The sequence below is a fragment of the Acidovorax sp. LjRoot204 genome, assembly GCF_056175785.1.
Window position 1 is genome coordinate 79276 of record NZ_JBGFFF010000001.1, and the last position, 26308, is coordinate 105583.

The window sequence follows — 26308 nt, forward strand, 5'->3', positions numbered from 1 at the left end:
GTTCAGTCCGCTTGCACGGCCCGCCGCAGCGCGGCACGGGCCAGCAGGCGGGTGGAGTCCAGCGTGGGCAGCGGGGAGTTGGCGTCGCTCAGGATCAGCGGGATCTCGGTGCAGCCCAGCACCACGGCATCGCAGCCGTCCTCGCGCTGCATGCGTGCGATGATCTGCTGGAACATGGCCACGCCCTCGGGGCGGATGATGCCGGGCACCAGTTCGTCCATGATGATGCGGTTGATCTCGCTGCGCTCGGCCTCGGTGGGGCGCACCCATTGCAGGCCCCGGGCCTGCAGCGCATCGGGGTACACGCTGCTGTCCACCAGCCACCGCGTGCCGGTGAGCGCCAGGCGCCGGTGGCCGCGCGCTGCTGCCTCGGCCGCCACCACTTCGGCAATGTGCAGCCAGGGCAGCGGCGAGTGGGGCAGCACCCGGTCCATCGCCTGGTGGATGGTGTTGTCGGGGCAGATCAGAAAATCTGCGCCTGCACGCGCCAGTTTGTGGGCGGAGGCCAGCATCAGGTCGGCCACGCCTTGCAGGTCATGCCGGTCCAGGCAGTCCACATAGTCGGCCAGCGACGGCGTGTGCAGCGTCACTTCGGGGTGCGCATGCGGGCGGCCCAGCAATGCGGCGCCTTCGGCGCACAGGGTGCGGTAACACAGGGCGGCACCTTCGGCGGAGCAGCCCACGATGCCGATGTGTTGGGGCATGACGGTGGTCCAGAGCGGTTGCAAAGGCCCATTATTGCCACCACGCTGCCGCGGCTTGGCCCTGCCTCTGTGCCGGTCAGTCCCCGCGCACCCGCTGCGCAAACCCGCGCGCGCTGAACTGCTCCAGCACAAAGTCCACAAACACCCGGGTGCGGGCGGGCAGCAGCTTCTTGCTSGGGTAGTACAGCGAGGTCGGACCTGCATCGGCCCACCAGCCGGGCAGCACCCGCACCAGGTCGCCCCGCGCCAGCCAGGGCTGCGCAAACGGCATGGGCAGCACGGCCAGGCCCAGGCCCATCAGCGCGGCCTGGCACATGGCCTCGGGGTCGTCGAACACGACGCGCGGGCGCAGCTCCACGGGGGCGGCATCGCCCGCCTTGTTGCGCAGCGTGGTGAGGTTGATGCGCCCGGTGCGGATGTTGCGCCGTGCAATGCCATCCCACTGCGCCAGGTCCGCCGGGTGGCGTGGTGCCCGCTTGCGGCCCTGCAGCAGCGCAGGCGCGGCCACAACCACCAGGTGGATGGGACCCAGCGTGCGCGCCACCATGTCGGGGTTCAGGTTCAGGCCGCCGCCAATGCCGGCGTCAAAGCCCTCGCCGATCAAGTCCACCTGCCGGTTCTCAAAGCGCCAGTCGGGCTGGATGGCCGGGTAGCGCTGCAGGAACTCGGTGAGCAGCGGCACCAGGTACGCGCGGCCAAAGGCCTGGCCCATGCTGACCTTGAGCGTGCCCGCAGGCTGCTGCTCGGCCTCGGCCGCGTGGTCCACCGCATCGGCCAGTGCGGTGAGTGGCGGGCCCACTTGCGCCAGGAGGCGCTGCCCGCCCTCGGTCAGCGTGAGACTGCGCGTGCTGCGCTGGAACAGCCGCACGCCCAGGCTGGCCTCCAGCCTCGCCACGTTCTTGCTCACGGCGGCGGGCGTCAGGCCCATGAGCCGTGCGGCGGCCGAAAAGCTGCCCGCCTGGGCGGACTGTACGAAGGATTCAAGGTGGCTGAGGGGCTGCATGCGGTGTATTTTCAACCAAGGGTTGAAAGATATACAGCCCATTCATGGCTACCGGAGCATGAGTGTTTTTCTGACACTGCAGGTCTTCCCGGTTCGGTTGCGAACCATTTTCTGCATACATCTCGTTGGAGAAACAACACCATGCCTTCTGTGTCTGAAACATCCCCGGTCTCCGCCCCTTCATCGCCTGGTCGCCCGCTGGCGGGCAAGGTCGCGCTCGTCACCGGCGGCGCGCGCGGCATTGGCGCGGCCATCGTGCGGCGTCTGGCGCGCGACGGGGCGGCCGTGGCCTTCACCTACAGTAGCTCTGCAGCGCCTGCGCAGGCGCTGGTGGAGGACATTGCTGCGAGCGGCGGCAAGGCCCTGGCCCTGCAGGCCGACAGCGCCGATGCCGTCGCCCTCACGCAGGCGGTGGACCGCGCCGCGCGCGAGCTGGGCCGCCTGGACATCCTCGTCAACAACGCGGGCGTCGCCATCGCGGGTGAAATCGGCAGCTTTGCGCTGGCCGACTTTGACCACACGCTCAACGTCAACGTGCGCGCCGTGTTCGTAGCCACCCAGGCCGCCGTGCGCCACATGGGACAAGGCGGTGCCTATGGCCGCGTGATCACCATCGGCAGCACCAACTCCGACCGCGTGCCATGGGCCGGATTTAGCGTGTACGGCATGAGCAAGGCCGCCATCGTGGGCCTGACCAAGGGCCTGGCGCGCGACCTGGGCCCGCGTGGCATCACCGTGAACAACGTGCAGCCCGGCCCCGTGAACACCGACATGAACCCCGCCGACGGCCCCATGGCGGGCGACATGCACGGCCTGATGGCCCTGAGCCGCCATGCCCACCCCGATGAGATCGCGGGCATGGTGGCCTACCTGGCGGGGCCGGAGTCGGGCATGGTGACGGGGGCGAGCTTGTTGATCGACGGCGGGTTTGCGGCCTGAGAAGGTGTGAACGAACCCATCATGCCCGCTCATCCCGCCAAAACACGTCCGCTGGTCGTTGCAAATGCTCGCCATAGCCCGCGCTATGGCTGTGCTTTGCGCCTAGACCGGCCGTGTTTTAGCGGCCTGCTCGGACACGCCGGATCCGTTCACACCTTCTGAGCTGTCAGCACGGCGCTCACGGCGTGGGCTTTCGCGCCCGGGGCTTTTTCTGTACAGCCGGGCCGTGGGTCGCCAGCTCTTTGGGTGTGAGCAGGTGGGCGGGGTTGTGGGCCACCATCTCCACCGCCAGGTCGATGAAGGCCCGCACGCGCGCTGGCAGCGCCGTGCGGCTGCCGTAGTACACGTAGAGCGCGAGGTGCTGCGCCACATGCTGGGGCAGCAGCGGCACCAGCTGGCCGCTGCGCACCAGCGGCGCGGCCGTCACGCCCACCAGCTGGCCCACCGCGTGGCCGCCCAGCACCGCACGGGCCTCCACCTCGATGTCGTTGGTGCAGAAGGTGGGGTGGATGGTGCGCGCCACGATGTCGTCGCCCACCTGGAACTCCCAGGGCATGGGCTTGCCGGTGGATGCATGGCGAAAGCCGCTGCAGCGGTGCTGCGCCAGGTCGTCGATGCTGGCCGGCGCACCGTGGCGTGCGATGTAGGCGGGCGCGGCGCAAACGATGAGCTGCAGCGTGAGCAGCCGCCGCGCCACCACGCCACCCTCGGGCGGGTAGCCCGAGCGGAAGCCCACGTCCACGCGGTCTTCCACCCAGTTGTCGATGCGGTCGTCCAGCTGCACATCGGGCTCCACCAGCGGGTGGCGGCGGCAGAACTCGTCAAGCACCGGCCAGATCACCTCCAGCAGGATGGAGCGCGGCGCCACGATGCGCAGCGGCCCCGCCATTGCCTCGCGCCCGCGCCGCGCGCCCTGCACCGCCTGCTGCAGCGTGGCCAGGCCCGGCTGCGCCGACACCAGGAACTGGCGCCCTTCTTCGGTCAGGCTCAGGCKSCGCGTGGTGCGGTGGAACAGTCGCACGCCCAGGTGCGATTCGAGCTGCACCAGCAGCTGGCTGGACGCCTGCGGCGTGATGCCCTGTGCGGCCGCCGCCTGGCGCAGGCTGCCCAGCTCGGCGGCCTTGACGAAGTTGGCGATGGCGCGCAGTTCATTGATGGCCATGGTGGACAGGCATTGTGCGGGGCGGCTGCGTGGTGGATTGGCAAGCATTGCTTGCGAATGAATCCAGAGATTATGGGCTAGTCGCATGGCAATGGCTTGCCTAAAGTTCACCGCCATGGGCACCGCCCATTGCTCAACACCACCTCAAGGACCAACCATGAACGCCGCACACACCACCCCCACCACAGCCACGACCACCACCCGTTCTTCGTACCCCCGCGTCTGGCTGATCACCGGCGCCTCGCGTGGCATCGGCGCGCGCATTGCCGAGGCTGCGCTGGCCCAGGGCGATGCCGTCATCGCCACATCACGCGATGCCGCCTCGGTTGAAAAGCGCTTGGGCGCACACGATGCCCTGCTGCCCCTGGCGCTGGACGTGACCGACGAGGCCCAGGCCCGCCATGCCGTAGGCGCGGCGCTCGACCGCTTCGGCCGCATCGACGTGCTGGTCAACAACGCAGGCTACGGCCTGCTGGGCGCGGTGGAAGAGGCCACCGCCGACGAGGTGCGGCGCCTGTACGACACCAACGTGTTCGGCCTGCTGCATGTGACCCGCGCCGTGCTGCCCACCATGCGCGCGCGCCGCGCCGGGCATGTGGTCAACATCTCGTCGCTGGGCGGTGTGCAGTCGGCCGCCGGGTTTGGTCTGTACTGCTCCACCAAGTTTGCGGTCGAGGGCATCACCGAGGCGCTGCATGCCGAGCTGGCGCCGCTGGGCATCCACGCCACGGTGGTGGAGCCGGGGTACTTTCGCACCGAGTTTCTGGACAGCGCCTCGCTGGCCGTGTCGCCCAGCGTGCTGGACGACTACGCCGAGAGCGCCGGTGCCGTGCGCGAAGCCGCCCGCCGCATCAACCTGAACCAGCCCGGGGACCCGGTGCGCCTGGCCCAGGCCGTGATGCAGCTGGTGGCCAGCCCCACGCCGCCGCTGCGCCTGCCGCTGGGCACGGACACGCTCCAAACCATTGCTGATAAACATGCCTTCGTGGCAAAAGAGACGGCGCAGTGGCGTGCGGTGGCGGCGTCCACAGACTTCCCGGTGCAGGAAGCCGCGCTTCAGGCGGCGTGAGTCCCTGCTCCTCTTGGGGTAGCTGGCAGCACCCTGCCATCAGGCGGCAGGGGCTGTTGGGTCTCCCATTTTTGGGCCTGGTGCTGGGGGCTGACCACGCTCACACAGGCCGTGCAAACTCCATCACCCAGTTCACCTCCCAGGTCGCGCCGCCATCGTCCGAAAACGCCTGCTGCCAGCGCGGGGCGCCGGTGTGCATCTGCGACCACTCGAAGCGCACGCGCACCGGGCGGCCCTCGAACAGCTCCTCGCCTTCAAACAGGCCCACACCGCCCTGGAAGCCGCCTACCACGGGCGGCAGCAGCAGGCCGTTGGCCGGGTCCAGGCCGCCCGTGAGGTTGTCCAGCCAGTAGATGCTCCAGCGCTGCGTCACGGGGCTGAACACACGCAGTGCCATGCCCACGTAGCCGGGCTTCCATGCCAGCGGCGTGAAGTCGTCGAAGTTGCCGATGCCACCGGGCAATGGACGTGCGGTGCCCGTGGCGTCAAACACCTCCCAGTCGTGGCAGCCCGCGAGCCGGCGCACCAGCCGCGTGTTGCGAATGCGCCAGGGGCCCATGAGAAAGTCGAAGTCGCGCGCAGCGCTGGGCGCCACGGTGGGCGACGGGATGGGAGTGAGGCGGGCTGAGGTGGACATGGTGGGGCTCCGTGGTGGTTGATGCGTCAGGGGAGAGGTGTGCGGTGCGTCACGCATGCAGCGCCGAGCGCGCGGTGGGCTGCAGGCGGAGCACCTCGGGCTCTGCCGCCAGCCAGGGCGCAAGACCGGGCACCACGTCACGCGCCCAGACCCCGCTGTCGGTAAACGATGTCAGCGCAGCCTCGTCGCCAAACAGGGCCAGGCCCACCAGAACGGGTTCGCCTTCGCGTACCGGCAGGCGGGCAAACGTGTTGGGGCTGGGCTCGGTGCAGAACCAGGCGATCTGGCGCGCGCCACCGCGCTGCAGGGTGGGCGTCATGCGGTGGCGGCAGAAGTCCAGCAGTGGTGGTGTGGCGGGCTCACGCAACGGCAACACGGCGACCTGCAGGACGCCAGCGGTGGCACCCTGCGCGCCGGGCTGCGGCCTTGCATGGTGTGGCAGGGCCGTCGTGGCGCCGGGCCAGGCGGGGCAGAGCAGGTGCACGTTGTCCGAATCGATCATGGTCGCATTGGCGGCGTTGCGGTGTGCCGCCCACACGGGGCCGCCATAGAAGCCCTCCAGCGCGCGGTGGCGCGCCTGCATGTCGGCAAAGCTGCGCAGCCAGACGAACCGGTCGGGCCGGTCYAGGTCGCGGAACTGGCCCAGCACGCGCATGCCGAGCGCCTCCTGGGTTTCCACAAACTCCCGGTCGAACAGGTCGATGAGCACCTCGCGCTGTTGGGGGTGCAAGGTGTACTGGCGCAGTTCGACGATGGCGTGGGGATCGGTGGTGAGCATTGGGGGCTCCTGAAAAGGTAGGGAGGGCAACAAGGCCAAGACAGGCCTGCAGTGTGCGCACCGATACCTGCCAACCCATGGCAGGTATTTGCGCTATCTTTGGTGTTCTGTCTTTTTGCACCACCCCTGCCAAAACCCATGCGCGCCAGCCGTTTGTTGTCCCTTCAGATGTTGCTGGAGACGCGTGGCCGCATGAGCGCGCAGGCGCTGGCCGAGGCGCTGGAGGTGTCGGTGCGCACGCTGTACCGCGATGTGGACCAGCTCAGCGCTGCGGGCGTGCCCATCTATGCCGAGCGGGGGCGCCATGGTGGCTTTGCGCTGCTGCCGGGCTGGAAGACCACGCTCACAGGCCTCACGCCGTCGGAGGCGCAGGCCGTTTTCTTGAGCGGCCTGCCCGGCCCTGCGCAGGACCTGGGCCTGGGCGGCGATGTGGCGGGGGCGCGCCTGAAGCTGCTGGCCGCACTGCCCGCCGCCTGGCGCGACGACGCGCAGCGCGTGAGCACGCGCCTGCACCTGGACCCCGTGGATTGGTACCGCGAGAGCGACCCCACGCCGCATTTGCCCACGGTGGCAGCCGCCGTATGGAGTGGCCACCAGATCACCCTGCGCTATGAGGGCTGGGCGCGCACGGCAGAGCGCACGGTGAGCCCGCTGGGCCTGGTGCTGAAAGCGGGCGTGTGGTACCTGGTGGCCTTGCCCACGGGAGCCGACACGCGCGGGCCCCGCACCTACCGGGTGTCGAACATCCTCGCGGCCACGGCGCTGGACCAACCAGCCAGGCGCCCCGCACGCTTTGACCTGCCGGGCTACTGGGCCGCGTCGATCCGGCGTTTTGAGTCAGGCCTGTACACGGGCGAGGCCGCACTGCTGGCCACGCCCGACGGGTTGCGCGGTCTGCGCGCGCTCAGCAGCGCCGTGGCCCGAGCGGTGGCCGCCGCCCCTCCGTCCCGCCGCAAGGACGGCCGCACGGCCGTGACGATCCCCATCGAGTCGGTGGAGCATGCCTGCGGGCAGCTGATGCGGTTGTCGCCGCAGGTGGAAGTGCTGCGGCCCGTGGCATTGCGCCGCGCGCTGGTGGCGCGGGTGCAGGCCACGGCGCGGCTGTATGGGCTGGCGGCCGGATGAGGCATGGGAAATATCTGCTGCAAATTAGATAGCAGCAAGGGCATTGTTTGTGGGCGCTACCGGCCCATAGGATCATCGAAGCCTGTTCCAAGGCAGTTCTTGAGTGGACCCGGCGTGCGCGGTGCGCTCAAAGCCCCCGTTCCACCATGTCCAGCAACCGCTGGCCCAGCAGGTCCAGCATTTGCTGGGGCGTGCCGCGCAGCGGCCCGTCGATGGCCAGCAGCGCCAKGCCRTGCACGGYSGACCAGGCCAGGTATTCGGCGCCGGGGCGGCGCCCGGGCGGCAGGGCGCCCGCGGCCACCAGGTCGTCCAGTGCGGCGCTCAGGTGCTGGAAGGGGTTCAGCCCCGTGGCACCGCCCATGGCGGGGTCGGGGGTTTGCTGCACCGTGAAGCGGCCACCGAAGGCGGTACGAAAGAGCCCTGTCTCGGTGTGCGCAAACCGCAGGTAGCCGGCGCCCACGGCGCGCACCTTGGCGTGGGCCTGCTCGGTGGGCGTGCCGGTGGTGGGCACAAGGGCCAGCTCGGCCTCCATGGACCGCGCGGCGGCGGCCACGGCAGCGGCGCGCACGGCGCCCAGCAGGTCGTCGCGGTTGGCGAAATGGCGGTAGGCCGCATTGGGTGCCACACCCGCGCGGCGTGTGGCCTCGCGCAGCACCACCGCATCCGGCCCGCCCTGGCGCGCCAGTTCGATGCCCGCGTCCAGCAGCGCACGGTGCAGATCCCCGTGGCGGTAGGTGGCGCGTGCGGCGGGTGCGCTGGAGGGGGCAGCTTTGTTGCGGGTGCTTACGGTCATGGATCGTTGGGATGTGGACACTGTCCATTATCTTTGTTATTGTTTGTGGACGGTGTTCACAATTGCGCGCCGAAACCCTTCCTGCCCCGTCCATGTTCCCCAGGAGACCCCCATGAAAGTCGAGCCCTACCTGATGTTCGAAGGCCGCTGCGATGAAGCGCTGGAGTTTTACCGCCACGCTTTGGGCGCCCAAGTCACCATGCTCATGCGCTACAAGGACAACCCCGAGCCCGCCGCCGGCGAGGGCTGCGCCGATGGCAGCGGCCCGGGCCCCACGCCCGAGATGGTCATGCACGCCTCGTTCACCGTGGGCGACACGCAGATCATGGCGTCGGACGGCATGGGCTCGGGCCACGCGAACTTCCAGGGCATCTCGCTGGCGCTGAGCCCCGCCACTGCGGCCGATGCCAAACGCTATTTCGACGCGCTGGCCGATGGTGGCAAGGTGCAGATGCCGCTCAGCAAGACCTTTTTCTCGCAGGCGTTTGGCATGGTGGCCGACCGCTTTGGCGTGCCCTGGATGGTGGTGGCCCCTGAATGAGTGCAACCGCTATCACCCCCACCGACTCCCCCACAGGAACCCGCATGCTCGCTCTCTATGGCCACCCTTTTTCGTCCTACACCCAGAAGGTGCTGATCGCGCTGTACGAGAACGGGACATCGTTCGAACTGCTCAATCTCGACCCCGCAGAGCCCGTCAGCCATTCGGCCGACTGGTTGCGCCACTGGCCGCTGGCGAAGTTTCCGGTGCTGGTGGACGGTGACCACGCGGTGGTCGAAAGCAGCATCGTGATCGAGCACCTGCAGCTCGCGCACCCGGGGCCCGTGCCGCTGATTCCTGCCGACCCCCGGGCGGCACTGGACGTGCGCTTCATGGACCGCTTCTTTGACCTGCACGTGATGGCCCCGGTGCAGCACGCGGTCAATGCCGCGCTGACCGGCAACGCCGAGCGCAAGGCAGAAGGCGTGGCCTGGGCTGCGGAGAAGCTGGAGAAAGCCTACGCCTGGCTGGAGGGCATGTGGGCAGGGCGCACCTGGGCGGCGGGCGAGCCGTTCTCGCTGGCCGACTGCGCTGCGGCGCCCTCGCTGTTCTATGCCGACTGGACGCACCCCATCGCGGCCACCTACCCGCAGCTGCGCACGTACCGTGCCCGGCTGCTGGCGCGCCCCTCGTTTGCACGCGCGGTGGAGGGCGGGCGCCCCTACCGCCACTACTTTCCGCTCGGTGCGCCCGACCGCGACTGAGCAGCGCCCGCACCACGACACCAGGAGCATCCCATGATGAACCCCGAACCCCACGCCATGCATCGCTGGCTGCAGCAGCTGCTGGGCGACTGGACCTGCGAATCCCTGGCCGACATGGGCCCAGGCGAACCCCCCGCGCAAAGCCGGGGCACCGAGCAAGTGCGCGCGCTGGGCAGCCTGTGGGTGCTCTGCGAAGGGGCGGGCTCCATGCCCGGCGGGGGCGGCGACGCCCGCATGCTGATGACGCTGGGCTACGACCCGGGCCAGCAGGCGTTCGTCGGCACCTGGGTGGGCTCGATGATGACCCACCTGTGGGTGTACCGTGGCACGCTCGATGCGGACCAGAAGGTGCTGACGCTGGAGACCGAAGGCCCCAGCTTCAAGAACGATGGCGTCACCGTGCGCTACCGGGACGTGATCACCCTCGTCAGCGCCAATGAGCGCACGCTCACCTCATTCGGCCAGCAGCCGGACGGCAGCTGGAAGCAGTTCATGCAAGCCAAGTACACGAGAACCCCCTGAGCCGCTGCGCGGCTTCCCCCTGGTGGGGGAGCAACCGGTGGACTGGCGTGGAACTCCGCCAGTCCCAAGCGCAACGCGCGTGACACACTGCGCTGTCCATCTCTTCTGATTTCCGCTGTCCCATGACCCTCCGTATCGAAGGCCGCGCTCGCTGGCCCGCACTCATCCTGCTGTGCCTGGGCGAGCTGATGATCGTGCTCGACACCACCATCGTGAATGTCGCGCTGCCCAGCATCAAGGCCGACCTGGGCTTTACCGAAACCTCGCTGGTGTGGGTGGTCAACGCCTACATGCTTACCTTTGGCGGCTGCCTGCTGCTGGGTGGGCGGCTAGGCGATCTGTACGGCCACCGGCGGCTGTTCCTGGCGGGCATCACGCTGTTCACCATCGCATCGCTGGCCTGCGGGTTGGCCAATACGCAGGGGCTGCTGGTGGCGGCGCGCGCGGTGCAGGGCGTGGGCGGCGCGGTGGTGTCGGCCGTGGCGTTGTCGCTCATCATGAATCTGTTCACCGAGCCCGGCGAGCGAGCGCGCGCCATGGGTGTCTACGGCTTTGTGTGTGCCGGGGGGGGCAGCATTGGGGTGCTGTTGGGCGGGGTGCTCACCAGCGCATTGAGCTGGCACTGGATCTTTCTGGTCAACATCCCCGTGGGCGTGGCCATCTACCTGGCCTGCCTGGCGCTGCTGCCGGGCGGCAAGGGGCAGGCCCACGGACAGCGGCTGGACTTGGCGGGCGCCGTCACCATCACCGCGTCGCTGATGCTCGCGGTGTACGCCATCGTCAACGGCAACGCGGCGGGCTGGACCTCGCTGCAGTCGCTGGGGCTGCTGGGGGCTGCGGCGGCGCTGCTGGCGGCTTTTTTGTTCATCGAGTCGCATGTGGCTGCGCCGCTGGTGCCCCTGCCGCTGTTGCGGCTGCGCAATTTGGCCATCTCCAACGTGGTGGGCGTGCTGTGGGCGGCSKCSATGTTYGCGTGGTTCTTYMTKTCSGCGCTSTACATGCAGCTGGTGCTGGGCTACGACGCCATGCAGGTGGGCCTGGCGTTCCTGCCGTCCAATCTCATCATGGCGGGCTGCTCGCTGGGGCTGTCGGCCTGGGTGGTGATGCGTTTTGGCATTTGCCGCACGCTGGGCTGGGGGCTGCTGCTGGCGGCGGTGGGCCTGGCCCTGTTTGCACTCGCGCCCACCGAGGGGCGGTTTGTGATCCACGTGCTGCCCGGCATGCTGCTGCTGGGCGTGGGCGCCGGCATTGCGCTCAACCCGCTGCTGCTGGCCGCCATGGGCGATGTGAAGCCCGAAGACTCGGGSCTGGCCTCGGGSGTGGTSAACACGGCCTTCATGATGGGYGGCGCCCTGGGCCTCGCCATCTTGGCCAGCCTGGCCGATGCGCGCACCGACCACCTGCGCCAGGCCGGGGCCAGCGTGCAGCAGGCGCTCAATGCGGGCTACCAGCTGGCGTTCTGGGTGTCGGCCTTGTGCTCGCTGGTGGCCGCCATGCTGGGTGGTTTCGTGTTGCGCCCAGCACCGCCACCGTCCGCCGCCGCGCCTTCCCACGCGGGTGCCGTATGAGGAGATAGGGCGCTATTTAATTGATAGCTGATTGGGCATATTCCACTAGCGCATGCAGTCATTTTGGCTTGAAATGGTGACGAAGCTGTGTGCGCACGCTGTGCGGCACTGTCCTGTATGCCGCACCGCACTGTTCCACCCAGCGCACTTCTGAAAGCGGCCGCTGGCCTTATCTTTGGCAGGCGTGCTGCCCGATAGCCGGTGGCGCAAACCCAAGGAGTCCTTGATGTCGTCCTCCCCCACCGTGTCTTCGTCTGCCGCCAGCCTGCCCGTCGTGCAGGCCCAGGCGCTGGGTCCGCTGTGGCCCACGATGGACCCGTTCCTGTTCTGCGCCCACCATGACGACGCCTATCCCGCAAGCAATGGCGCATTTGCGCCCGCCGTGTCGCTGGAGGGCCGCCAGATCGGCAGCGACTTCAGCCGCAAGGATGGCTGGAGCATGTACCACGGCGACACGGTGCCGGGCTTTCCGGGCCACCCGCACCGGGGCTTTGAAACCGTGACCCTCGTGCGCAAGGGCCTCATCGACCATTCCGACTCGCTGGGCGCCGCCGCGCGCTTTGGCGGGGGCGATGTGCAGTGGGTCACGGCGGGCAAGGGCATCGTGCATTCAGAGATGTTCCCGCTGCTCAACGCCACCGAGCCCAACCCGCTGGAGCTGTTCCAGATCTGGCTGAACCTGCCCGCGAAGAACAAGATGGTGGAGCCGCACTTCACCATGCTGTGGAACGAGCGCATTCCGCGCCTGGTCCACCACGACGATGCAGGTCGCGCCACCACGGTGACGGTGGTGGCGGGCGCCCTGCCCGGCGCGCCCGCGCCGCTGGCGCCGCCACCCGAGTCCTGGGCTTCGCAGCCCGAGGGCGATGTGGCCATCTGGACGCTGCACATGGACCCCGGCGCGCAGTGGACGCTGCCCGCCGCGCGCGGCCAGGGCACGCGCCGCATGCTGTACTTCTTTGTGGGCGACAGCCTGCGCGTGGGCCCGCAGGATGTGGGCCAGCACGCCGCGCTGGAGCTGGTGGCCGGGCAGGACTGGCAGCTGACCAACACTGGCGCCACGCCGCTGGAATGCCTGCTGCTGCAAGGCCAGCCCATCGCCGAGCCCGTGGCGCAGTACGGCCCGTTTGTGATGAACACACAGGCCGAGATCATGCAAGCCATGAACGACTACCGCCGTACCCAGTTCGGCGGCTGGCCCTGGCCCGACCAGGACCCGGTGCACGGCACCGAAGCGCGGCGTTTTGCGCGCTACCCCGGCCAGACGGAGGAAGAGCGCCCAGCCGAGGCCCCGGCGGGCGCATAGGGTTGTTCACCAGGCCCTGCCAAGCTTCCACGAGGCCCTGCGGCAGCCGTCCGGCGCCTCGTGGACAATCCGGGGTTTCGTTCTGACCCGCGCGGCGGCTGGTGGCATACCCCTGCCAGCCCCGCGCCGATTCTTCACCGCCTGAAAGCGCAAGCACCACCATGGCCACCACCATCACCAAAGACTCCGCCGTCACCATCACCTACAAGGTCACCACCCCCCAGGGCAAGCCGCTGGATGCGGGGCACCTGTCGTACCTGCACGGCGGCTACGAAAACATCTTCCCCAAGGTCGAGGCCGCACTCGATGGCCAGGCCGTGGGCTTCAGCACCACGCTGCAGCTGGCGGTGGAAGACGCCTTTGGCGCGCGCGATGAAAGCCTATTGCGCACCATCCCCAAAAGCGAGTTCCCGCCCGGCGTGAAGGTCGGCGGCCAGCTGCAGGGCGTGGGCAACGACGGCCAGCCCGCCGTGTTCAATGTGGTCAAGATCAAGGGCCCCGAAGTGCATCTGGACGGCAACCACCCGCTGGCAGGCCAGGCGTTGACCTTCAGTTGCAAGGTCACTGAAGTGCGCGCTGCCAGCCCCGAAGAAGTTGCGCACCGCCATGTGCATGGTGCGCATGGCCACCACCACTGATAGTCATTCCAGAGGCCGCTGCGCGGGCCTCTGATTTGCCTCTGCTGCTTATAGGGCCTCCAGCACCGTCGCAATGCCCTGGCCGCCACCAATGCACTGTGTGGCCAGCGCATGGCGGCCCTTCTCGCGCTGCAGCAGCGCAGCGGCCTTGCCCGTGATGCGCGCACCGGTGGCGCCCAGCGGGTGGCCGATGGACAGCCCACCCCCATCCAGATTGACGGTGTCTTCGCGCAGGCCCAGTTCGCGGATGCACGCCAGGGCTTGCGATCCAAACGCTTCATTGATCTCCACGACATCCAGATCACTGACCGACAGCTTCGCTCGGGCCAGTGCCTTGCGTGTGGCGGGTACGGGGCCCATGCCCATGTACGCGGGATCTACGCCCGCAGTGGCCATTGCGCGGATGCGGGCTAGCGGGGCCAGGCCGTGCCGCGCTGCATATGCGTGGGTGGTCACCAAGACAGCCACTGCACCATCGGTCAGCGGCGACGAGGTGCCAGCGGTCACCACACCATCTGCGCGGAATGCGGGCCGCAGCGCCGCCAGTGCTTCCAGTGTGGTGCCGGGGCGGATGCAGCCGTCCTGAGTGACCCAGTCGCCCGACGCCAGGGTAATGGGCACGATTTCGTCTTTCAGCAGCCCCGCCTCACGCGCCGCCGCAGCCTTGTGGTGCGACGAGACGGCCAGTGCTTCCTGATCAGCGCGGCTCACCCCGTATCGGTGGGCCACGTTCTCGGCCGTCTCTCCCATGCTGATGTACGTATCGCTGTGCTCGTACAACGTGGGGTGGGCCGAGAAGTTGAAGCCCCCCTGCGGAACCATGGTCATGGACTCGACACCGATGCACAGAAAGGCCTCGCCCAGGCCCGCCTCGATCTGCGCGGCGGCGATGTGAATAGCGGACATGGACGATCCGCAAAAGCGGTTCACCGTCATGCCGCCCACTTCGTGTGGCAGGCCCGCCAGCAGCGACACGATGCGCGCGATGTTGTTGCCTTGTGCTGCCTCCGGGTACGCGCAGCCGGCAATCACGTCTTCCAGGGTTGCAGGGTCGATTCCGGTGCGTTTCAACAGACCCGTGACCACCTGCGCGGCGAGGGCATCGGGCCGCACATCGGCCAACGCCCCCTTGCGGGCGAAGTGGAACGGGGAGCGGGCATAGGCAGAAATCAGTGCTTGCATGGTCAGACCTCGGTTGTGGTGCAGGAAGGCTCAGGCGCTGGTGGTGACCGCGTAGCGTCGGGCTGGCTGACGCAGCGACAGGAAAGGCCCGAGCGCCCGGCGCGCATCTTCCAGCGCGTTCCACTCGTGCACCGCTTCCAGCGAGGGGATGGTCACCGCCTCGCCCTGATCCAGACCGGCCAGCGCGGCATCCACCATGGCGTCCACGTCCATCAGCATGTCTTGCGGCAGGTGGCTGATGGGTGTACCCGCGCGATCCCAGATCTCGGTGCGTGTTGCTCCCGGCATCACCGCCTGCACGCGGACGCCTATTGGCCCCAGCTCCTGCTGCAGGGACCGGGTGAGGTTCAGCAGGTAAGCCTTGGTGCCGCTGTACGTGCCGCTGAACATCTCCGGCAGCAGTGCCAGAACGGAGGCAATGTTGATCAGCGTGCCCGCCTTGCGTGCCGCAAAGCCCTTGGCTGCAGCCGCAGCGAGCCGGGTGGGTGCCAGAACGTTCAGCGCCACCATGCGTTCCACGGCATCGATATCGGCGTCCAGCAATGTCCCTGTCACTGCAATGCCCGCGTTGTTGAGCAGCAGCGTGATGCCGGCGTCGCCGTGCAGACGCTGCTCCACACGGGCCAGGTCGCTGCGGTCGGTGAGGTCCGCCTGCAGCACCTCAGTCTTCACCCCGGTCTCCTGCGCCAGGCGGTGGGCGAGTGCAGCCAGGCGTGCGGAGTCACGCGCAACCAGGATCAAATCGTAGCCACGGCGCGCGAGACGGTCCGCGTACACGGCACCAATGCCGGACGAAGCGCCAGTGATGAGGGCTGTGCCCAGAGAGGGGCGAGAGGAATGGTTCTCTGTGGTGGTCATAAGGTTTCCTGAAATCTGTTTTAGATGATGATCGTCACGTTTAAATTATATGATGATCATCATTTAAAATGTCAAGACTAAGTTTCAGGGCTTGCAGTCCGAGGAGAGGTAGACAATGAAGGTCAGCAAGGAACAGATGGCGGAAAACCGTGAGCGCATCCTTGATGCGGCCGCGCAGTTGTTCCGCGAAAAGGGTTTCGATGGCATTGGTGTGGCCGACCTCATGAAGAGCGCGGGGCTCACGCATGGCGGGTTCTATGGGCACTTTGCGTCCAAGGACGAGCTGATGGCGCAGGCCAGCGCAAGGGCCTTGCACCGGCTGCAGACCGCCTGGGCAGCCATTGCGCGTGACGCTGTGGATAAGGGGCAGGACCCTTTGGCAGCTATCGAGGCGGCTTATCTTTCGCCCCGCCACCGAGATGCACCCGGTCAGGGTTGTCTGCTGGCCGCACTGGGCGGTGATGCAGCCCGGCAGGGGCCGGCCGTGCGTCATGCCGTGACCGAGGGCGTGCGCGCCCAACTGGAAGGACTGGCCACCTTGGTGCCTGGCCGTACCAAGGCTGCGAAGCGCCAGCGTGCGCTGGCCGACTATGCGAATCTGGTAGGCGCCATGGTGTTGGCGCGCGCGGTGGACGATGAAGAGCTGTCGAACGAAATCCTGAATGCAACCGCAGCCTCACTGCGCTTGCCGGAGCCTGTCGCGCGGTGAGTGCCCACGGTGCATGAAATGCAGCGCGCTGGATCTTGCGATCGCATTTCTTGTCCTCGCATTTCTGCGGGTGCTACAGCGACAGCATAGAACCCTGAGATAGAAAAACACAAAGCCCGCAGAGCGGGCTTTGTGTAGTGGTCGACTGGGAACTTACTTGGCTGCTTCAGGCTTGGCAGCGTCGGCTTTTTTCTCTGCTGCTGCCTTGGTCTTCTTGGCCTTCGCCTTCTTCTCTGCCTTCTTTTCTGCAGGGGCAGACGCTGTGGCGGTTGGCGTTACTGCGGGCTTGGCTTCGGCTTTGGCCGCTGGTGTGGCGGGCGTGGCCGGAGTCGCTGGGGTGGCAGGCATGGCCGATGTGGCAGGGGTCGCAGGCGCCGCGGCCTTCGCGGGGGGTGCTGGCGTTGCGGGGGCCGCAGGGGCTTGGGCAAACGATGCGGTCACAAAGAAACCGGCGAGCAGGGCAGCGAGGAGCTTGTTCATGAGAAATCCTTTCAGATCGGATGACCGCCCGACACAGCGTCGGACTTAGCTATGCAACGGCGCTCGGAGGCGTTGCGATGACAGGTTACGAAGTCATTGGCAACAAGGCGTTACCGCGGCCCAGACCGCGCCCGTTCAGCACCGGCTCCTTGGTCAAGCGCTCGCGTGCCCATTCGACAAAGGCGCGCACTTTCGCCGGGGCCCGCCGCCCTGCGGGGTACACGATGTGCACGGGCACGGGGGGCAGCTCGTGGTCGGCCAGCACGATGCGCAGCCGCCCGGCGCGCAGGCTCGCAGCGGCCTGGTAGGCGAGGCAACGGGTCAGGCCGATACCCGCCTCTGCGGCGGCAATGTCCACCTCGTTGCTGTTGCTGATCCAGGTGAACTGCGGCTGGCCGGTGGCGCCATCGCGAAACTTCCAGGGCGCTGGCGCGCGTGCGTCAAACGCGAAGCCGATGGCCCGGTGGCTGCTCAGGTCGGCCGGGTGGCGTGGCTTGCCGTGTTGCGCCAGGTAGGCGGGAGACGCCACCACCAGGCGGCGCAGCGCACCCACTTGCACGGCAGTGAGGCCGGAGTCAGGCAGGTGCGCGATGCGGATGGCCACGTCCATGCCTTCTTCGAGCAAATGCACCAGGCGGTTGACGAACAGAGTGCGCACCTGCACGCGCGGCTGGGCCTGCAAAAAGCCCTGCACGATGGGTGCCACATGCTGGATGCCGAACATCTGCGGTGCCGTGATGGACAGCAGCCCCTGGGCCTCGGCCTGTGCACCGCTGGCGGCCTGCTCGGCCTCGTGCAGGTCGTTCAAGAGGGGACGGCAGTCGTGCAAGAAGCGCTCGCCCGCCTCGGTCAAGCGCACCATGCGCGTGCTGCGCTGGAACAGCAGCACACCCAGCCGCGCCTCCAGCGCCGCGATGGCGCGCGTGACGGCCGTGGCCGAGCAGCCCAGCCGCCGGCCCGCCACGGCAAAGCCGCCAGCGTCCGCCACGGCCACAAAACAGCGCAGGGTGTCGAGATAGTCCATGCAACCAATTATTGCGGATGTCGCAATTATGAAAAGCGGTGATTGGTTATTCACATCGCAGATTGCAATAGATATCGTCGAGCCATCTTTTCACCCACCCACCGACGAGGCTTCACCATGTTCCCCACCACCCCGCTCCAGCTGTACCGCATGCCCATCTCGGGCCATTGCCATCGCGTGGAGCTGATGCTGTCCCTGCTCGGCCTGCCCTATGTGCTGATCGATGTGAACCTGCTGCGCGGCGAACACCAGCGCGCGGAGTTTCTGGCACTCAACCCGCTGGGCCAGGTGCCCGTGCTGGTGGACGCAGGCCAGGTGCTGAGCGACAGCAATGGCATCCTGGTGTATCTGGTGCAGCGCTACGCCCCCAGCAGTGCCTGGGTGCCACAAGACGCCGTGGGGCAGGCGCAGCTGCAGCGCTGGTTCAGCCTGGCAGCGGGCTTTCTGGCGCCGGGTATCGGGGGGCCGCGCTTTGCGACGTTGACGGGCCGTGCCGTGAACGAGGTGGCGCAGGCCACCGGCAAGCGCCTGCTCGCCTTCATGGAGGACGAACTGCAGGGGCGGGCCTGGTTGCTCGGGGGCTCAGCGCCCAGCCTGGCCGATGTGGCCATGGTCAGCTACACCTCGCAGGCCCACCTGGCAGGGCTGCCGCTGGATGCCTACCCGCGCATTGCGGCCTGGGTGGCGCGCATGCAGGCCTTGCCGGGCTATCCGGTGCTGGCCGACCAACTGCCCGCTGCCGAGCAGGTGGCGGCATGACAGCCACCGTGCCCGCTGCATCGGTTGGGGTGCCGGTGCCGCCCGAGGCATTCCACCCCGGTGAGCAGGCCTTGCAGGCGCGCGTGGGCGTGCGCGAGCGCATGGCGGTCGTGGGTGCGATGGTGCTGCGCGACCACATGCCCGACCAGCACCGTGAGCTGTTTGAAAAGCTGCCCACCTTGCTGCTGGGGACGTTGGATGAACAAGGCCAGCCGTGGGCCACGATGCTTGCCGGACCGCCCGGGTTTGTGCACACCCCCGATGCGCAGCACATGCAGATCGCGACCGCGCCGGATTCCAAGGACCCAGTGCTTGCACACCTGGCGCCAGGTGCGGCCGTGGGCGTGCTGGCGCTGGAGCCGCACACGCGGCGGCGCAACCGCATGAACGGGCGGGTGGCAGCGTTTGGCGACAACGGTCTGGGCGTGCAGGTGGTGCAGAGCTTTGGCAACTGCCCCAAATACATCCAGGCGCGGGAGCCAGGCCTGCGCGCTGCGCTGACCGCTCCGGGCCCGGTGCAGTGGCTGGGCGCCGGACTGGACGCCGCCGCCATCGAGCGCGTGCAGCGTGCCGACACCCTGTTCATCGCCAGTGCCTCGGCGCCACGCCCCGGTGCCGGGCACAGCGAAGGCGTGGATGTATCGCACCGAGGCGGTGAGCCGGGCTTTGTGCAGGTGGCGCACACGGAGGCCGGCGTGGTGCTGAGCCTGCCGGACTACCCTGGCAATCAGTTCTTCAACACCCTGGGCAACCTTGCGCTGCACCCGCTGGCAGGCCTGCTGGTGGTGGACTATGAAGAGGGCGGCTTGCTGCACATTGCCGCGCAGGCCGAGGTGCTGTGGGACCGCGCTGCGCGTGCTGCCTGGCCCGGCGCACAGCGTGTGCTGCGGCTCACGGTGCTGCGCGCCCTGTGGCGGCCGCAGGTGCTGCCGTGGCGCTGGACACCGCCGGTGTCGGCCCCTCAGTTCCGGGTGATGCGCGAGGCAGCGCTGGACTGAGTGGGGCACCACCAGCGGGCCGCGCACGGGGAGTTGTTGTCCCCGCGATGCGCCTGCGCGGTACGGTGGCCTCGGCCTCCACCATCTTGGCGCTGCGCTCGTGTGCTGTCTGCGCCAGCTCGGTGATGAGCGCGGCCTCGGGCAGGTTGTGCCAGTAGCGCGTGGGCATCTCCTTTTTCATCATGGCCAGCTTGAGCCGCGCGGGGTTGAAGATGTGGCGGTAGTAGGTGAGCCACAGCGCCTCGCCTGCGTCGGGCCCCGGCGCGTCGCTGCGCTGCGCGCCGGGGCCGGTGTGCAGCTGCTGGCCGTCCCAGCGCACGCTGGCGTCGGGGGTGAGGATGGCCCAGCGCATTTGCGTGAAGCGGCGGATGAAGAAGCCCGCGTTGGCCACGGTGATGTAGTGGTCGGGCTCGAACCAGGCCATGTGCAGGGTCTGGCCGTCGGGTTCCACCACGGGCCGGAAGCGCACAAAGGCGTGCATCTTGTGGATGTCCCGCCGCACGCTGCGGACCATGTGGTGGGCCAACATGCGGTCGGCGTCCAGCGGGTCGTGCCGCGCGCTGTCGGCTTCATGGCCGCCCTGCGCCATGCGCCACAGCAGGCGGTACATCAGCGCAAAGCGGCCCGGGTCGCGGTGCAGGATGAGCTGCTCGCACAGGTGCACAAAGTCGGGCGGCACGCGCAGCGGTGGCGCATCGGGGGCTGCGCTGGGCCAGGTGTCGCTGGCAGCAGGCTCGGGCGCGAACAGGTCTTCAGCGGCATCCGCCTGGCAGCGCCAGTCCACAGCCTGCGGAGGCACGTTGGCTTGCACCAGGGCGCGTGCCGCTTGGCGAAAACCGGGCCAGTCGGTGGCGTGGTCCAGCGTGATGGTGTGGCGCTGCATGCGGGCCTCTCCAACTCAGAACAGGCTGCGCTGCACCGGCGGCGGCGTCAACTGCGCGGCGAGGTCGGCAGCGTCCAGCGCACGGCCGGGGCGGTAGTCGGCCGCCTCCACAAAGGGCAGCACTTTCTTGAGCGGCACATGCAGCCGCGCCAGGTCTGCATGCCGCAGGCGGCGCACGCGGCGCGCGGCCAGCAGGCGGTCCACCGTCTGCACACCAAACCCGGGCACGCGCAGAAGCAGTTCGCGCGGGGCGGTGTTGAGGTTGACCGGAAAGCGCTCGCGGTGCGCCAGCGCCCAGGCCAGCTTGGGGTCCATGTCCAGCGCCAGCATGCCCTGCTGAGATGTCGGCACGAGCTCGTCGTGGGTGAAGCCATAAAAGCGCATCAGCCAGTCGGCCTGGTACAGCCGGTGCTCGCGCACCGTGGGTGGCGCGGCCAGCGGCAGGGCGTGGGCGGCGTCGGGGATGGGGCTGAAGGCTGAGTAGTACACGCGCCGCAGCCGGTGCGCGCCATACAGCCGCGCGCTGGTGGCGAGGATGGTGCGATCGCTGGTGGCATCGGCCCCCACGATCATCTGCGTGCTCTGCCCGCCGGGCGCGAAGTGCGGCACGCTGGCGCGGCGTGTGGTGCGCGACTGCGGCATGGACACGATGGGCTGTGCAGCCTGCTCCTTGCGCGCGGCGCGGGATTCGCCAATGTGCACCGCCATGCGGGCCATGGACCGGTCGATGGCGGCGCTGTTTTTCTCAGGGGCCAGCGCCTTCAGGCCCTCGGCCGTGGGCAGCTCGATGTTGATGGACAGGCGGTCGGCATAGCGGCCAGCGCGCTGCATCAGCTCGGGCGATGCGTCGGGAATGGTTTTCAAGTGGATGTAGCCGCGAAAGTCGTGCTCCTCGCGCAGCACGCGGGCCACCTCCACCACCTGCTCCATGGTGTAGTCGGGGCTCTGGATGATGCCGCTGGAGAGGAACAGCCCCTCGATGCAATTGCGACGATAAAAGTCCAGCGTGAGCTGCACCACCTCATCGACCGTGAAGCGCGCGCGGGACACGTTGCTGGTCACGCGGTTCACGCAGTACAGGCAGTCGTACTGGCAGAAGTTGGTGAGCAGAATCTTGAGCAGGGAGATGCAGCGCCCGTCCGGCGCGTAGCTGTGGCAGATGCCCATGCCTTCGGTGGACCCCATGCCGCGCCCGCCCACCGAGTCGCGCGGCGCAGCGCCGCTCGATGCACACGAGGCGTCGTACTTGGCGGCGTCGGCCAGGATGGCGAGTTTGGACTGTAAATTCACTGGATGAATTTACAGTATTTTGATTGTCTGACGCCAGCCTGGGGTCAAGCGATAGCGGCAATGTGCTCCTTATTTGATAGCTGCAAGCGCATGAAAATCATGCGCTTGCAGCCAAAATCACCTGAGAATTGCTGGACTACACCGTTTCGAGGGCCATCACCGCCGTGGCCGTGTTCGAAATGGGGATGTGATAGTTGCTGTGCACCCGCCGCACGCCCGCGCTGGCGGTGGACAGCGCCCCGCGCATGGCCAGCCACATCAGCAGTTCCACGCCCTGGGTGCCGGTCTTTTCCACCAGCTCGTGCACGCTGAACTGCGTGGCCCACTCGGGGTTGGTGGTCAGGCTTTCGATGAACTGCAGGTCAAACGCCTTGTTGATGAAGCCCGCGCGCTCGCCGTCGAGCTGGTGGCTGAGGCCTCCTGACGCAATTACTGCCACCTTCTTGTTGCTGTCCCAGCTCTGGATCGCCTGGCCCACGGCCTTGCCCAGGGCGTAGCAGCGCTTGGCCGAGGGCAGCGGGAACTGCACGGTGTTGATACACACTGGCACCACCGTCACGGGGCAATCGCCCTCGGGCCAGAAGAGTTTGAGCGGCAGCGTGCAGGCGTGGTCCACCAGCATCTCCTGGCAGGTGGTCACGTCAAACTCTTGCTCGATGAGTGTGTTGATGAGGTGCCACGACAGGTCCACCTCGCCCGGGAACGGCGGCAACGTGGGGATGCCCCAGCCTTCGTCGGCGTTGTGGTATTGCGCCGCTGCGCCCACGGCAAAGGTGGGCATTTTGTCGAGGAAGAAGTTCAGGCCGTGGTCGTTGTAGAACATCACCACCACGTCGGGCTGCTTCTCGCCCAGCCATTGGCGGATGGGAGGAAAACCGTCGAAGAAGGGCTTCCAGTACGGTTCGTTTTGCAAGCCCTTGTGGATGGCGTTGCCAATGGCCGGGATGTGCGAGGTGCCGAGGCCGCCGATGAGTTGTGCCATTTCGTTTTCCTGATGAAGGTTGTTGTGGCGTGTGTTGTTCAGGCGGCGCCGGGCCGCCCCAAGCCGCCTGAGGCCCCCCTGGGGGGCAGCGAACCACACGCAGTGGGGAGCGTGGGGGCTTAGTCTTTTCCTGCGGCCACGAGCATGGCCTTGAATGCGTCTTTGGTCATGCCCGTCTGCTGCGCGCCGATGTCCTGCATGTCCAGCTTGAAAATGCCCGCGAACTTGGCCAGGTAGTAGGCGTTGCCGCCTGCGGCGATGAGCTGCAGCACGTTCTTGGCGCGGATGGCGGCGGCCTGCTGCTCGTTCAGGCCGTATTGCTTCATGTACGCCTCTTCGTCGGCCACAAAGGCCTTGCGGTTGGCTTCGTTGTTGAACGAGAAGCACATCTTGTTCAGCGCATAGCCCTTGCGGGCCTGGTCGCCATTGAACGGCGTGGTGCCGGGGATCGGGGGCAGTGGGGAAGGCATGGAAGTCTCCGGGGCTTGATGTAAGTCAGCCCGCAGTGTCGCGACGGCATTGCCAAAGATGAAGCCTCAAAACATCATCGAATGCATGAGCAATTTCGATGGATCAGCGCTGGACGGACACCTGCTGAAGCTGCTGCTGGCCGTGCTGGAGACGGGCAGCATCACGGCGGCGGCTGATCGCCTGGGCGTCACCCAGTCGGCCGTGAGCCACCTGCTCGACAAGCTGCGCGCCATCACCGGCGACCCGCTGTTTGTGAAGCGCGGGCGCGGCATCGTGCCCACCGCCCGGGCCGAGGCCCTGGCCCAGCCCGCGCGCGACATGCTGCACCAGATGCAGCGGTTTGCCCAAGGGGCCGCGTTTGACCCGCTGCATTGGCAGACCGAGCTGACCATTGCGGCCAACGATTTTCAGCGCGATCTGCTGCTGCCCGCGCTGGCCACCCGCCTGCGCAGCGCGGCACCGGGCGTCACGCTGCGCATCGTGCCCAGCGGCGCGCCCAGCGCCGAGTTGCTGCGCTCGGACGCATGCCAGCTCGTCATCAGCCCCCGCCCGCCGGAGGGCACCGACATCGTGCAAAAGCGCTTGTTGGAGGATCAGTACCGCGTGTTCTACGACCCCGCCGGGCGCAGTGCTCCGCTGTCAGAGACCGAGTACCTGGCCGCGGACCACGCCACCGTGGCCTACGAGGCGCGCCGGGGGCTGGAGCTGGACCAGCTGCTGGAGGCGCGCGGCGTGCGCCGTCGCATGGTGGTGCGTGTGCCGGGCTTTGCGGCCCTGCCCGCGTTCGTGCGGGGGACTGCGCTGCTCACCACCGCGCCATCGCTGATGGGGCGCACCGCCTTGGCAGCGCTGGCGCATGTGCCGGTGCCAGTGGCTTGCCCCAGCCTGCCCATGTACCTGATCTGGCATGTGCGCTACCAGCAGGACGCGGCGCACCGCTGGTTGCGGGCACAGCTGCAGGAAGTGCTGTTTGCGGTGTTGCCGCCGGGCAGGGGTGCACCGGCGTCTGCGTCAGTTGCGCTGCCGTGACAGTGCTTGACGCAGCCGCCGCGCGGCCCGCTCCCGCAGCGAGGGCGCGGGGCGCGCCGCAGGTCGCGGGTGGGCCTTGGCTTGTTCGCAAGCCGCCAGAAAGTCATTCAGGATGGCCGTGTCGTCCAGCGTGTCCGAGCCCTGCTTGTGGAACTCGGGGTGCCATTGCGTGGCGGCGATGTAGCCGCGCCCTGGCGCGGGTTTGAGGCGAATCGCCTCGGGCACGCCATCGGGTTCGCTCAGTGCCTCGACCACAAATTCCGGAGCCACCCGCTTGATGCCCTGGTGGTGGATGCTGTTGACCCGCGCGCGTGGCGTGTTGGGGTACAGCTTGGCCAGATGCGAGTCCGGCAGGATCTGGATGTCGTGGAAGTGCTGGTCGTAGGTGGTGGCGTTGCGGTGCTGCTGCGCGCCAGGGTGCTGGGTCTCGATGTCCTGGTACAGCGCGCCGCCAAAGGCCACGTTGATGAGCTGCAGGCCCCTGCACACGCCAAAGATGGGCTTGCCGACCTGGGCAAAGGCTTTGACCACGGCCAGGTCGTACAGGTCGCGCACGCGGTCACCCACCCACTCCTCGCGCAAGGGCTCCTCGCCATAGTTGCCCGGCCACACGTCGGCGCCGCCGTGCATCACGATGCCGTCCAGCCATTCGGCGTAGTGGTCCAGCGTCACGTCACCACGCGCGGTCTCGCCCGTGGGACAGGGCACCATCACCACCATGGCACCGGCCGACATCAGCCAGTGGGCGATGGACTGCTCGACATACTGCAGCGTCTTGCCCGTGAACAGCGGGCGTGCAGGGTCGGCGTGTTGAAAGCAGGCGGACAGGCCAATCTTGAGGCGGGGGGCAGCAGGCATGGGGGAAAGCTCCGGGCAGCGCTTGTGCGCGTGATTCCTGCAGTTGTAGCACCGCACCCCCTGTGGCGTCTGTAGGAAAGGGCCGTGCGGAGCGGCGCGTCGCCTGCATGGGTTGGTGGAGCGCGCAAAGCGCCACAACCTGCAACGAAATGTGGCTTTCTTCATGAAATGTGTCCGCATGTCGACGGGACGCGGGCGAAATCTGGGGGGCTGATCGCCATAATTTCGGCTCACCCGGTGCCAGGGAGGGGCGCCCGGTGGCGCGATGCACGCCTTCCCCGAAAGCAGAAAAAATGTCCCATCCAAAATTCCGTTTGTCCGCCCTGGCTGCGCTGGTGGCCGCGACAGCTGCCGCCTGTCCGCTGGTGGCACAGGCCACCGTGCCCGCCGGTGCGGCGGCAGAGATCATCAGCCTGCAAGGCACAGGTGACCAGCGTGCCGCCTCCGCAGCCGACTGGGGCCCTGCCCGACTGGCCCAGGCCCTGGCCCAGGGCGACTTTGTGCGCACGCGCCAGGCCGCCAAGATGGCGCTGCTGTTCGCGGACGACACCCAGCTGCGACTGCACCAGAACACGGTGCTGCAGGTCAAGGGCRTGGCCACCCCGGCACAGCCCGTGACCACCTTGCTGCTCAACGCTGGCCGTGCGTGGACGCAGACCAAACGTGCCGACGGCAGCCGCCTGAACCTGGAGACACCGGCCGCGACGGCTGCGATCCGTGGCACCGATTGGGACATCAGTGTGGAGGACGATGGCCGCACGCTGATCACCGTGCTGTCGGGCACGGTGGAGTTTTCCAACGCGCAGGGCTCGGTGTCGGTGGGCGCCAACGAAGCGGCGCTTGCCGAAGTGGGCAAGGCCCCGGTCAAGCTGGTGCTGAGCCAGCCGCGAGACCGCATCCAGTGGGTCAACGCGCTGCGTGCCGACCCGGTGCCCCACCTGTCGGCCGAGCCCGTGCCTGCAGCGCTGGCGCCCGTGCGGGATGCCCTGGCGGCACGCGACCTCGGGGCGGCCCGTGCCGCGCTGGCGCAGGCGCGCACTACCGCAGCGCCTGTATGGGTGGATGTGTTTGATGCGGCTGTGGCCCTGCAGGCGGGCGACCTGCTGGCCGCACGCGGGTCGCTGACGCGGCAGGTGGCTGCGGTGGACGCCGCGCCGCTGCCCGCGTGGCTCATGCAGTCCGACGTGCAGCTGATGGAGGGGGAAGGGGCTGCAGCGGCCGGGACGCTGCGCACGGCGCTCCAGCGCTGGCCCGCCCACCCGGCGCTGGTGGCGCAACTGGCGCGCGTGCAGATCC

General features: G+C 68.0%; 29 protein-coding genes. 14 read left to right on the plus strand and 15 right to left on the minus strand.

Annotated features, from left to right (window positions below; translation table 11 throughout):
- Positions 1 to 2: 2 nt before the first annotated feature.
- Both AC04MI_RS00345 and AC04MI_RS00350 read right to left on the minus strand, forming a co-directional pair.
- Positions 3 to 704 carry an aspartate/glutamate racemase family protein gene (locus AC04MI_RS00345; RefSeq protein ID WP_146870617.1) on the minus strand — a complete coding sequence of 234 codons (702 nt, stop codon included), beginning with the start codon at positions 702 to 704 and terminating at the stop codon, positions 3 to 5.
- 76 nt (positions 705 to 780) lie between these two features.
- Positions 781 to 1707, minus strand: a complete 927-nt coding sequence (locus AC04MI_RS00350; RefSeq protein ID WP_476496882.1) for a LysR family transcriptional regulator — start codon at positions 1705 to 1707, stop codon at positions 781 to 783.
- 141 nt (positions 1708 to 1848) lie between these two features.
- Between AC04MI_RS00350 and AC04MI_RS00355 the strand changes: the two genes are divergently transcribed.
- A complete protein-coding gene (locus AC04MI_RS00355; RefSeq protein ID WP_476496884.1) occupies positions 1849 to 2646 on the plus strand; it encodes an SDR family oxidoreductase in 798 nt (265 codons plus the stop codon).
- A 178-nt stretch (positions 2647 to 2824) separates the two neighbouring features.
- On the opposite strand, the gene AC04MI_RS00360 is transcribed toward AC04MI_RS00355, so the two are convergent.
- Positions 2825 to 3808, minus strand: coding sequence for a LysR family transcriptional regulator (locus AC04MI_RS00360; RefSeq protein ID WP_476496885.1), 984 nt, complete (start codon positions 3806 to 3808; stop codon positions 2825 to 2827).
- 157 nt (positions 3809 to 3965) lie between these two features.
- On the opposite strand from AC04MI_RS00360, the gene AC04MI_RS00365 reads away from it, so the two are divergent.
- The gene (locus AC04MI_RS00365) at positions 3966 to 4877 is read left to right on the plus strand and encodes an oxidoreductase (protein ID WP_436076797.1); all 912 of its coding nucleotides are present in this window, start codon (positions 3966 to 3968) and stop codon (positions 4875 to 4877) included.
- Positions 4878 to 4977: 100 nt separating this feature from the next.
- Here the strand turns inward: AC04MI_RS00365 and AC04MI_RS00370 are convergent, their stop codons facing one another.
- Positions 4978 to 5514 carry a hypothetical protein gene (locus tag AC04MI_RS00370; RefSeq protein ID WP_422848066.1) on the minus strand — a complete coding sequence of 179 codons (537 nt, stop codon included), beginning with the start codon at positions 5512 to 5514 and terminating at the stop codon, positions 4978 to 4980.
- Between the two features lie 49 nt (positions 5515 to 5563).
- Entirely contained in the window at positions 5564 to 6292 is a 729-nt protein-coding gene (locus AC04MI_RS00375) for an NIPSNAP family protein (protein ID WP_436076798.1), read from the minus strand.
- A 138-nt stretch (positions 6293 to 6430) separates the two neighbouring features.
- Between AC04MI_RS00375 and AC04MI_RS00380 the strand changes: the two genes are divergently transcribed.
- Positions 6431 to 7417 carry a helix-turn-helix transcriptional regulator gene (locus AC04MI_RS00380; RefSeq protein ID WP_436076799.1) on the plus strand — a complete coding sequence of 329 codons (987 nt, stop codon included), beginning with the start codon at positions 6431 to 6433 and terminating at the stop codon, positions 7415 to 7417.
- A 127-nt stretch (positions 7418 to 7544) separates the two neighbouring features.
- On the opposite strand, the gene AC04MI_RS00385 is transcribed toward AC04MI_RS00380, so the two are convergent.
- Entirely contained in the window at positions 7545 to 8210 is a 666-nt protein-coding gene (locus AC04MI_RS00385) for a TetR/AcrR family transcriptional regulator (RefSeq protein ID WP_476496887.1), read from the minus strand.
- A gap of 112 nt (positions 8211 to 8322) precedes the next feature.
- Between AC04MI_RS00385 and AC04MI_RS00390 the strand changes: the two genes are divergently transcribed.
- The 6 genes from AC04MI_RS00390 to AC04MI_RS00415 all read left to right on the plus strand — a co-directional run bounded on the left by AC04MI_RS00390 (position 8323) and on the right by AC04MI_RS00415 (position 13489).
- Positions 8323 to 8751 (plus strand): VOC family protein, encoded by a 429-nt coding sequence (locus AC04MI_RS00390; protein ID WP_288850840.1) that lies wholly within the window; start codon positions 8323 to 8325, stop codon positions 8749 to 8751.
- 44 nt (positions 8752 to 8795) lie between these two features.
- The gene (locus AC04MI_RS00395) at positions 8796 to 9455 is read left to right on the plus strand and encodes a glutathione S-transferase family protein (RefSeq protein ID WP_436076800.1); all 660 of its coding nucleotides are present in this window, start codon (positions 8796 to 8798) and stop codon (positions 9453 to 9455) included.
- Positions 9456 to 9488: 33 nt separating this feature from the next.
- The gene (locus AC04MI_RS00400; protein WP_436076801.1) at positions 9489 to 9977 is read left to right on the plus strand and encodes a DUF1579 domain-containing protein; all 489 of its coding nucleotides are present in this window, start codon (positions 9489 to 9491) and stop codon (positions 9975 to 9977) included.
- A 122-nt stretch (positions 9978 to 10099) separates the two neighbouring features.
- Entirely contained in the window at positions 10100 to 11545 is a 1446-nt protein-coding gene (locus tag AC04MI_RS00405; protein ID WP_476496888.1) for an MFS transporter, read from the plus strand.
- 226 nt (positions 11546 to 11771) lie between these two features.
- Positions 11772 to 12851 carry a pirin family protein gene (locus AC04MI_RS00410; RefSeq protein WP_436076803.1) on the plus strand — a complete coding sequence of 360 codons (1080 nt, stop codon included), beginning with the start codon at positions 11772 to 11774 and terminating at the stop codon, positions 12849 to 12851.
- A gap of 161 nt (positions 12852 to 13012) precedes the next feature.
- Positions 13013 to 13489: an FKBP-type peptidyl-prolyl cis-trans isomerase gene (locus AC04MI_RS00415; RefSeq protein ID WP_436076804.1), complete on the plus strand. Its 477-nt coding sequence runs from the start codon at positions 13013 to 13015 to the stop codon at positions 13487 to 13489.
- Between the two features lie 48 nt (positions 13490 to 13537).
- Here AC04MI_RS00415 and AC04MI_RS00420 read toward each other — a convergent pair whose 3' ends face one another.
- Positions 13538 to 14671, minus strand: a complete 1134-nt coding sequence (locus AC04MI_RS00420; protein WP_436076805.1) for a thiolase family protein — start codon at positions 14669 to 14671, stop codon at positions 13538 to 13540.
- Between the two features lie 30 nt (positions 14672 to 14701).
- Positions 14702 to 15529: an SDR family NAD(P)-dependent oxidoreductase gene (locus tag AC04MI_RS00425; protein WP_056067941.1), complete on the minus strand. Its 828-nt coding sequence runs from the start codon at positions 15527 to 15529 to the stop codon at positions 14702 to 14704.
- 115 nt (positions 15530 to 15644) lie between these two features.
- On the opposite strand from AC04MI_RS00425, the gene AC04MI_RS00430 reads away from it, so the two are divergent.
- Positions 15645 to 16238: a TetR/AcrR family transcriptional regulator gene (locus AC04MI_RS00430; protein ID WP_436076806.1), complete on the plus strand. Its 594-nt coding sequence runs from the start codon at positions 15645 to 15647 to the stop codon at positions 16236 to 16238.
- A 153-nt stretch (positions 16239 to 16391) separates the two neighbouring features.
- Here the strand turns inward: AC04MI_RS00430 and AC04MI_RS00435 are convergent, their stop codons facing one another.
- A complete protein-coding gene (locus AC04MI_RS00435; protein WP_436076807.1) occupies positions 16392 to 16718 on the minus strand; it encodes a hypothetical protein in 327 nt (108 codons plus the stop codon).
- An 85-nt stretch (positions 16719 to 16803) separates the two neighbouring features.
- Positions 16804 to 17742: a LysR family transcriptional regulator gene (locus tag AC04MI_RS00440; RefSeq protein WP_436076808.1), complete on the minus strand. Its 939-nt coding sequence runs from the start codon at positions 17740 to 17742 to the stop codon at positions 16804 to 16806.
- Between the two features lie 117 nt (positions 17743 to 17859).
- Between AC04MI_RS00440 and AC04MI_RS00445 the strand changes: the two genes are divergently transcribed.
- Together AC04MI_RS00445 and AC04MI_RS00450 are read left to right on the plus strand one after the other, a co-directional pair.
- Entirely contained in the window at positions 17860 to 18501 is a 642-nt protein-coding gene (locus AC04MI_RS00445; RefSeq protein WP_436076809.1) for a glutathione S-transferase family protein, read from the plus strand.
- On the plus strand, positions 18498 to 19499 hold the full coding sequence (locus AC04MI_RS00450) for a pyridoxamine 5'-phosphate oxidase family protein (RefSeq protein ID WP_436076810.1): 1002 nt from the start codon (positions 18498 to 18500) through the stop codon (positions 19497 to 19499). Before AC04MI_RS00445 ends, AC04MI_RS00450 begins: the two co-directional genes overlap by 4 nt.
- Here AC04MI_RS00450 and AC04MI_RS00455 read toward each other — a convergent pair.
- The 4 genes from AC04MI_RS00455 to AC04MI_RS00470 all read right to left on the minus strand — a co-directional run bounded on the left by AC04MI_RS00455 (position 19393) and on the right by AC04MI_RS00470 (position 23124).
- Positions 19393 to 20382 carry a TIGR03915 family putative DNA repair protein gene (locus tag AC04MI_RS00455; protein WP_436076811.1) on the minus strand — a complete coding sequence of 330 codons (990 nt, stop codon included), beginning with the start codon at positions 20380 to 20382 and terminating at the stop codon, positions 19393 to 19395. The two genes, AC04MI_RS00450 and AC04MI_RS00455, sit on opposite strands and share 107 nt — an antisense overlap.
- A gap of 15 nt (positions 20383 to 20397) precedes the next feature.
- Positions 20398 to 21672 (minus strand): putative DNA modification/repair radical SAM protein, encoded by a 1275-nt coding sequence (locus AC04MI_RS00460; RefSeq protein ID WP_436076812.1) that lies wholly within the window; start codon positions 21670 to 21672, stop codon positions 20398 to 20400.
- Positions 21673 to 21808: 136 nt separating this feature from the next.
- Positions 21809 to 22654, minus strand: a complete 846-nt coding sequence (locus tag AC04MI_RS00465; RefSeq protein ID WP_436076813.1) for a class III extradiol dioxygenase family protein — start codon at positions 22652 to 22654, stop codon at positions 21809 to 21811.
- 119 nt (positions 22655 to 22773) lie between these two features.
- Positions 22774 to 23124, minus strand: a complete 351-nt coding sequence (locus AC04MI_RS00470; RefSeq protein ID WP_436076814.1) for a protocatechuate 4,5-dioxygenase subunit alpha — start codon at positions 23122 to 23124, stop codon at positions 22774 to 22776.
- A gap of 58 nt (positions 23125 to 23182) precedes the next feature.
- Here AC04MI_RS00470 and AC04MI_RS00475 point away from each other — a divergent pair, with 58 nt between their 5' ends.
- The gene (locus tag AC04MI_RS00475; RefSeq protein WP_436076815.1) at positions 23183 to 24154 is read left to right on the plus strand and encodes a LysR family transcriptional regulator; all 972 of its coding nucleotides are present in this window, start codon (positions 23183 to 23185) and stop codon (positions 24152 to 24154) included.
- On the opposite strand, the gene AC04MI_RS00480 is transcribed toward AC04MI_RS00475, so the two are convergent.
- The gene (locus AC04MI_RS00480; RefSeq protein WP_121941301.1) at positions 24137 to 25012 is read right to left on the minus strand and encodes a gamma-glutamyl-gamma-aminobutyrate hydrolase family protein; all 876 of its coding nucleotides are present in this window, start codon (positions 25010 to 25012) and stop codon (positions 24137 to 24139) included. The genes AC04MI_RS00475 and AC04MI_RS00480 overlap by 18 nt on opposite strands.
- Positions 25013 to 25305: 293 nt before the next feature.
- Between AC04MI_RS00480 and AC04MI_RS00485 the strand changes: the two genes are divergently transcribed.
- A partial coding sequence (locus AC04MI_RS00485; RefSeq protein ID WP_476496889.1) for a FecR family protein occupies positions 25306 to 26308 on the plus strand: 1003 nt, incomplete at its 3' end.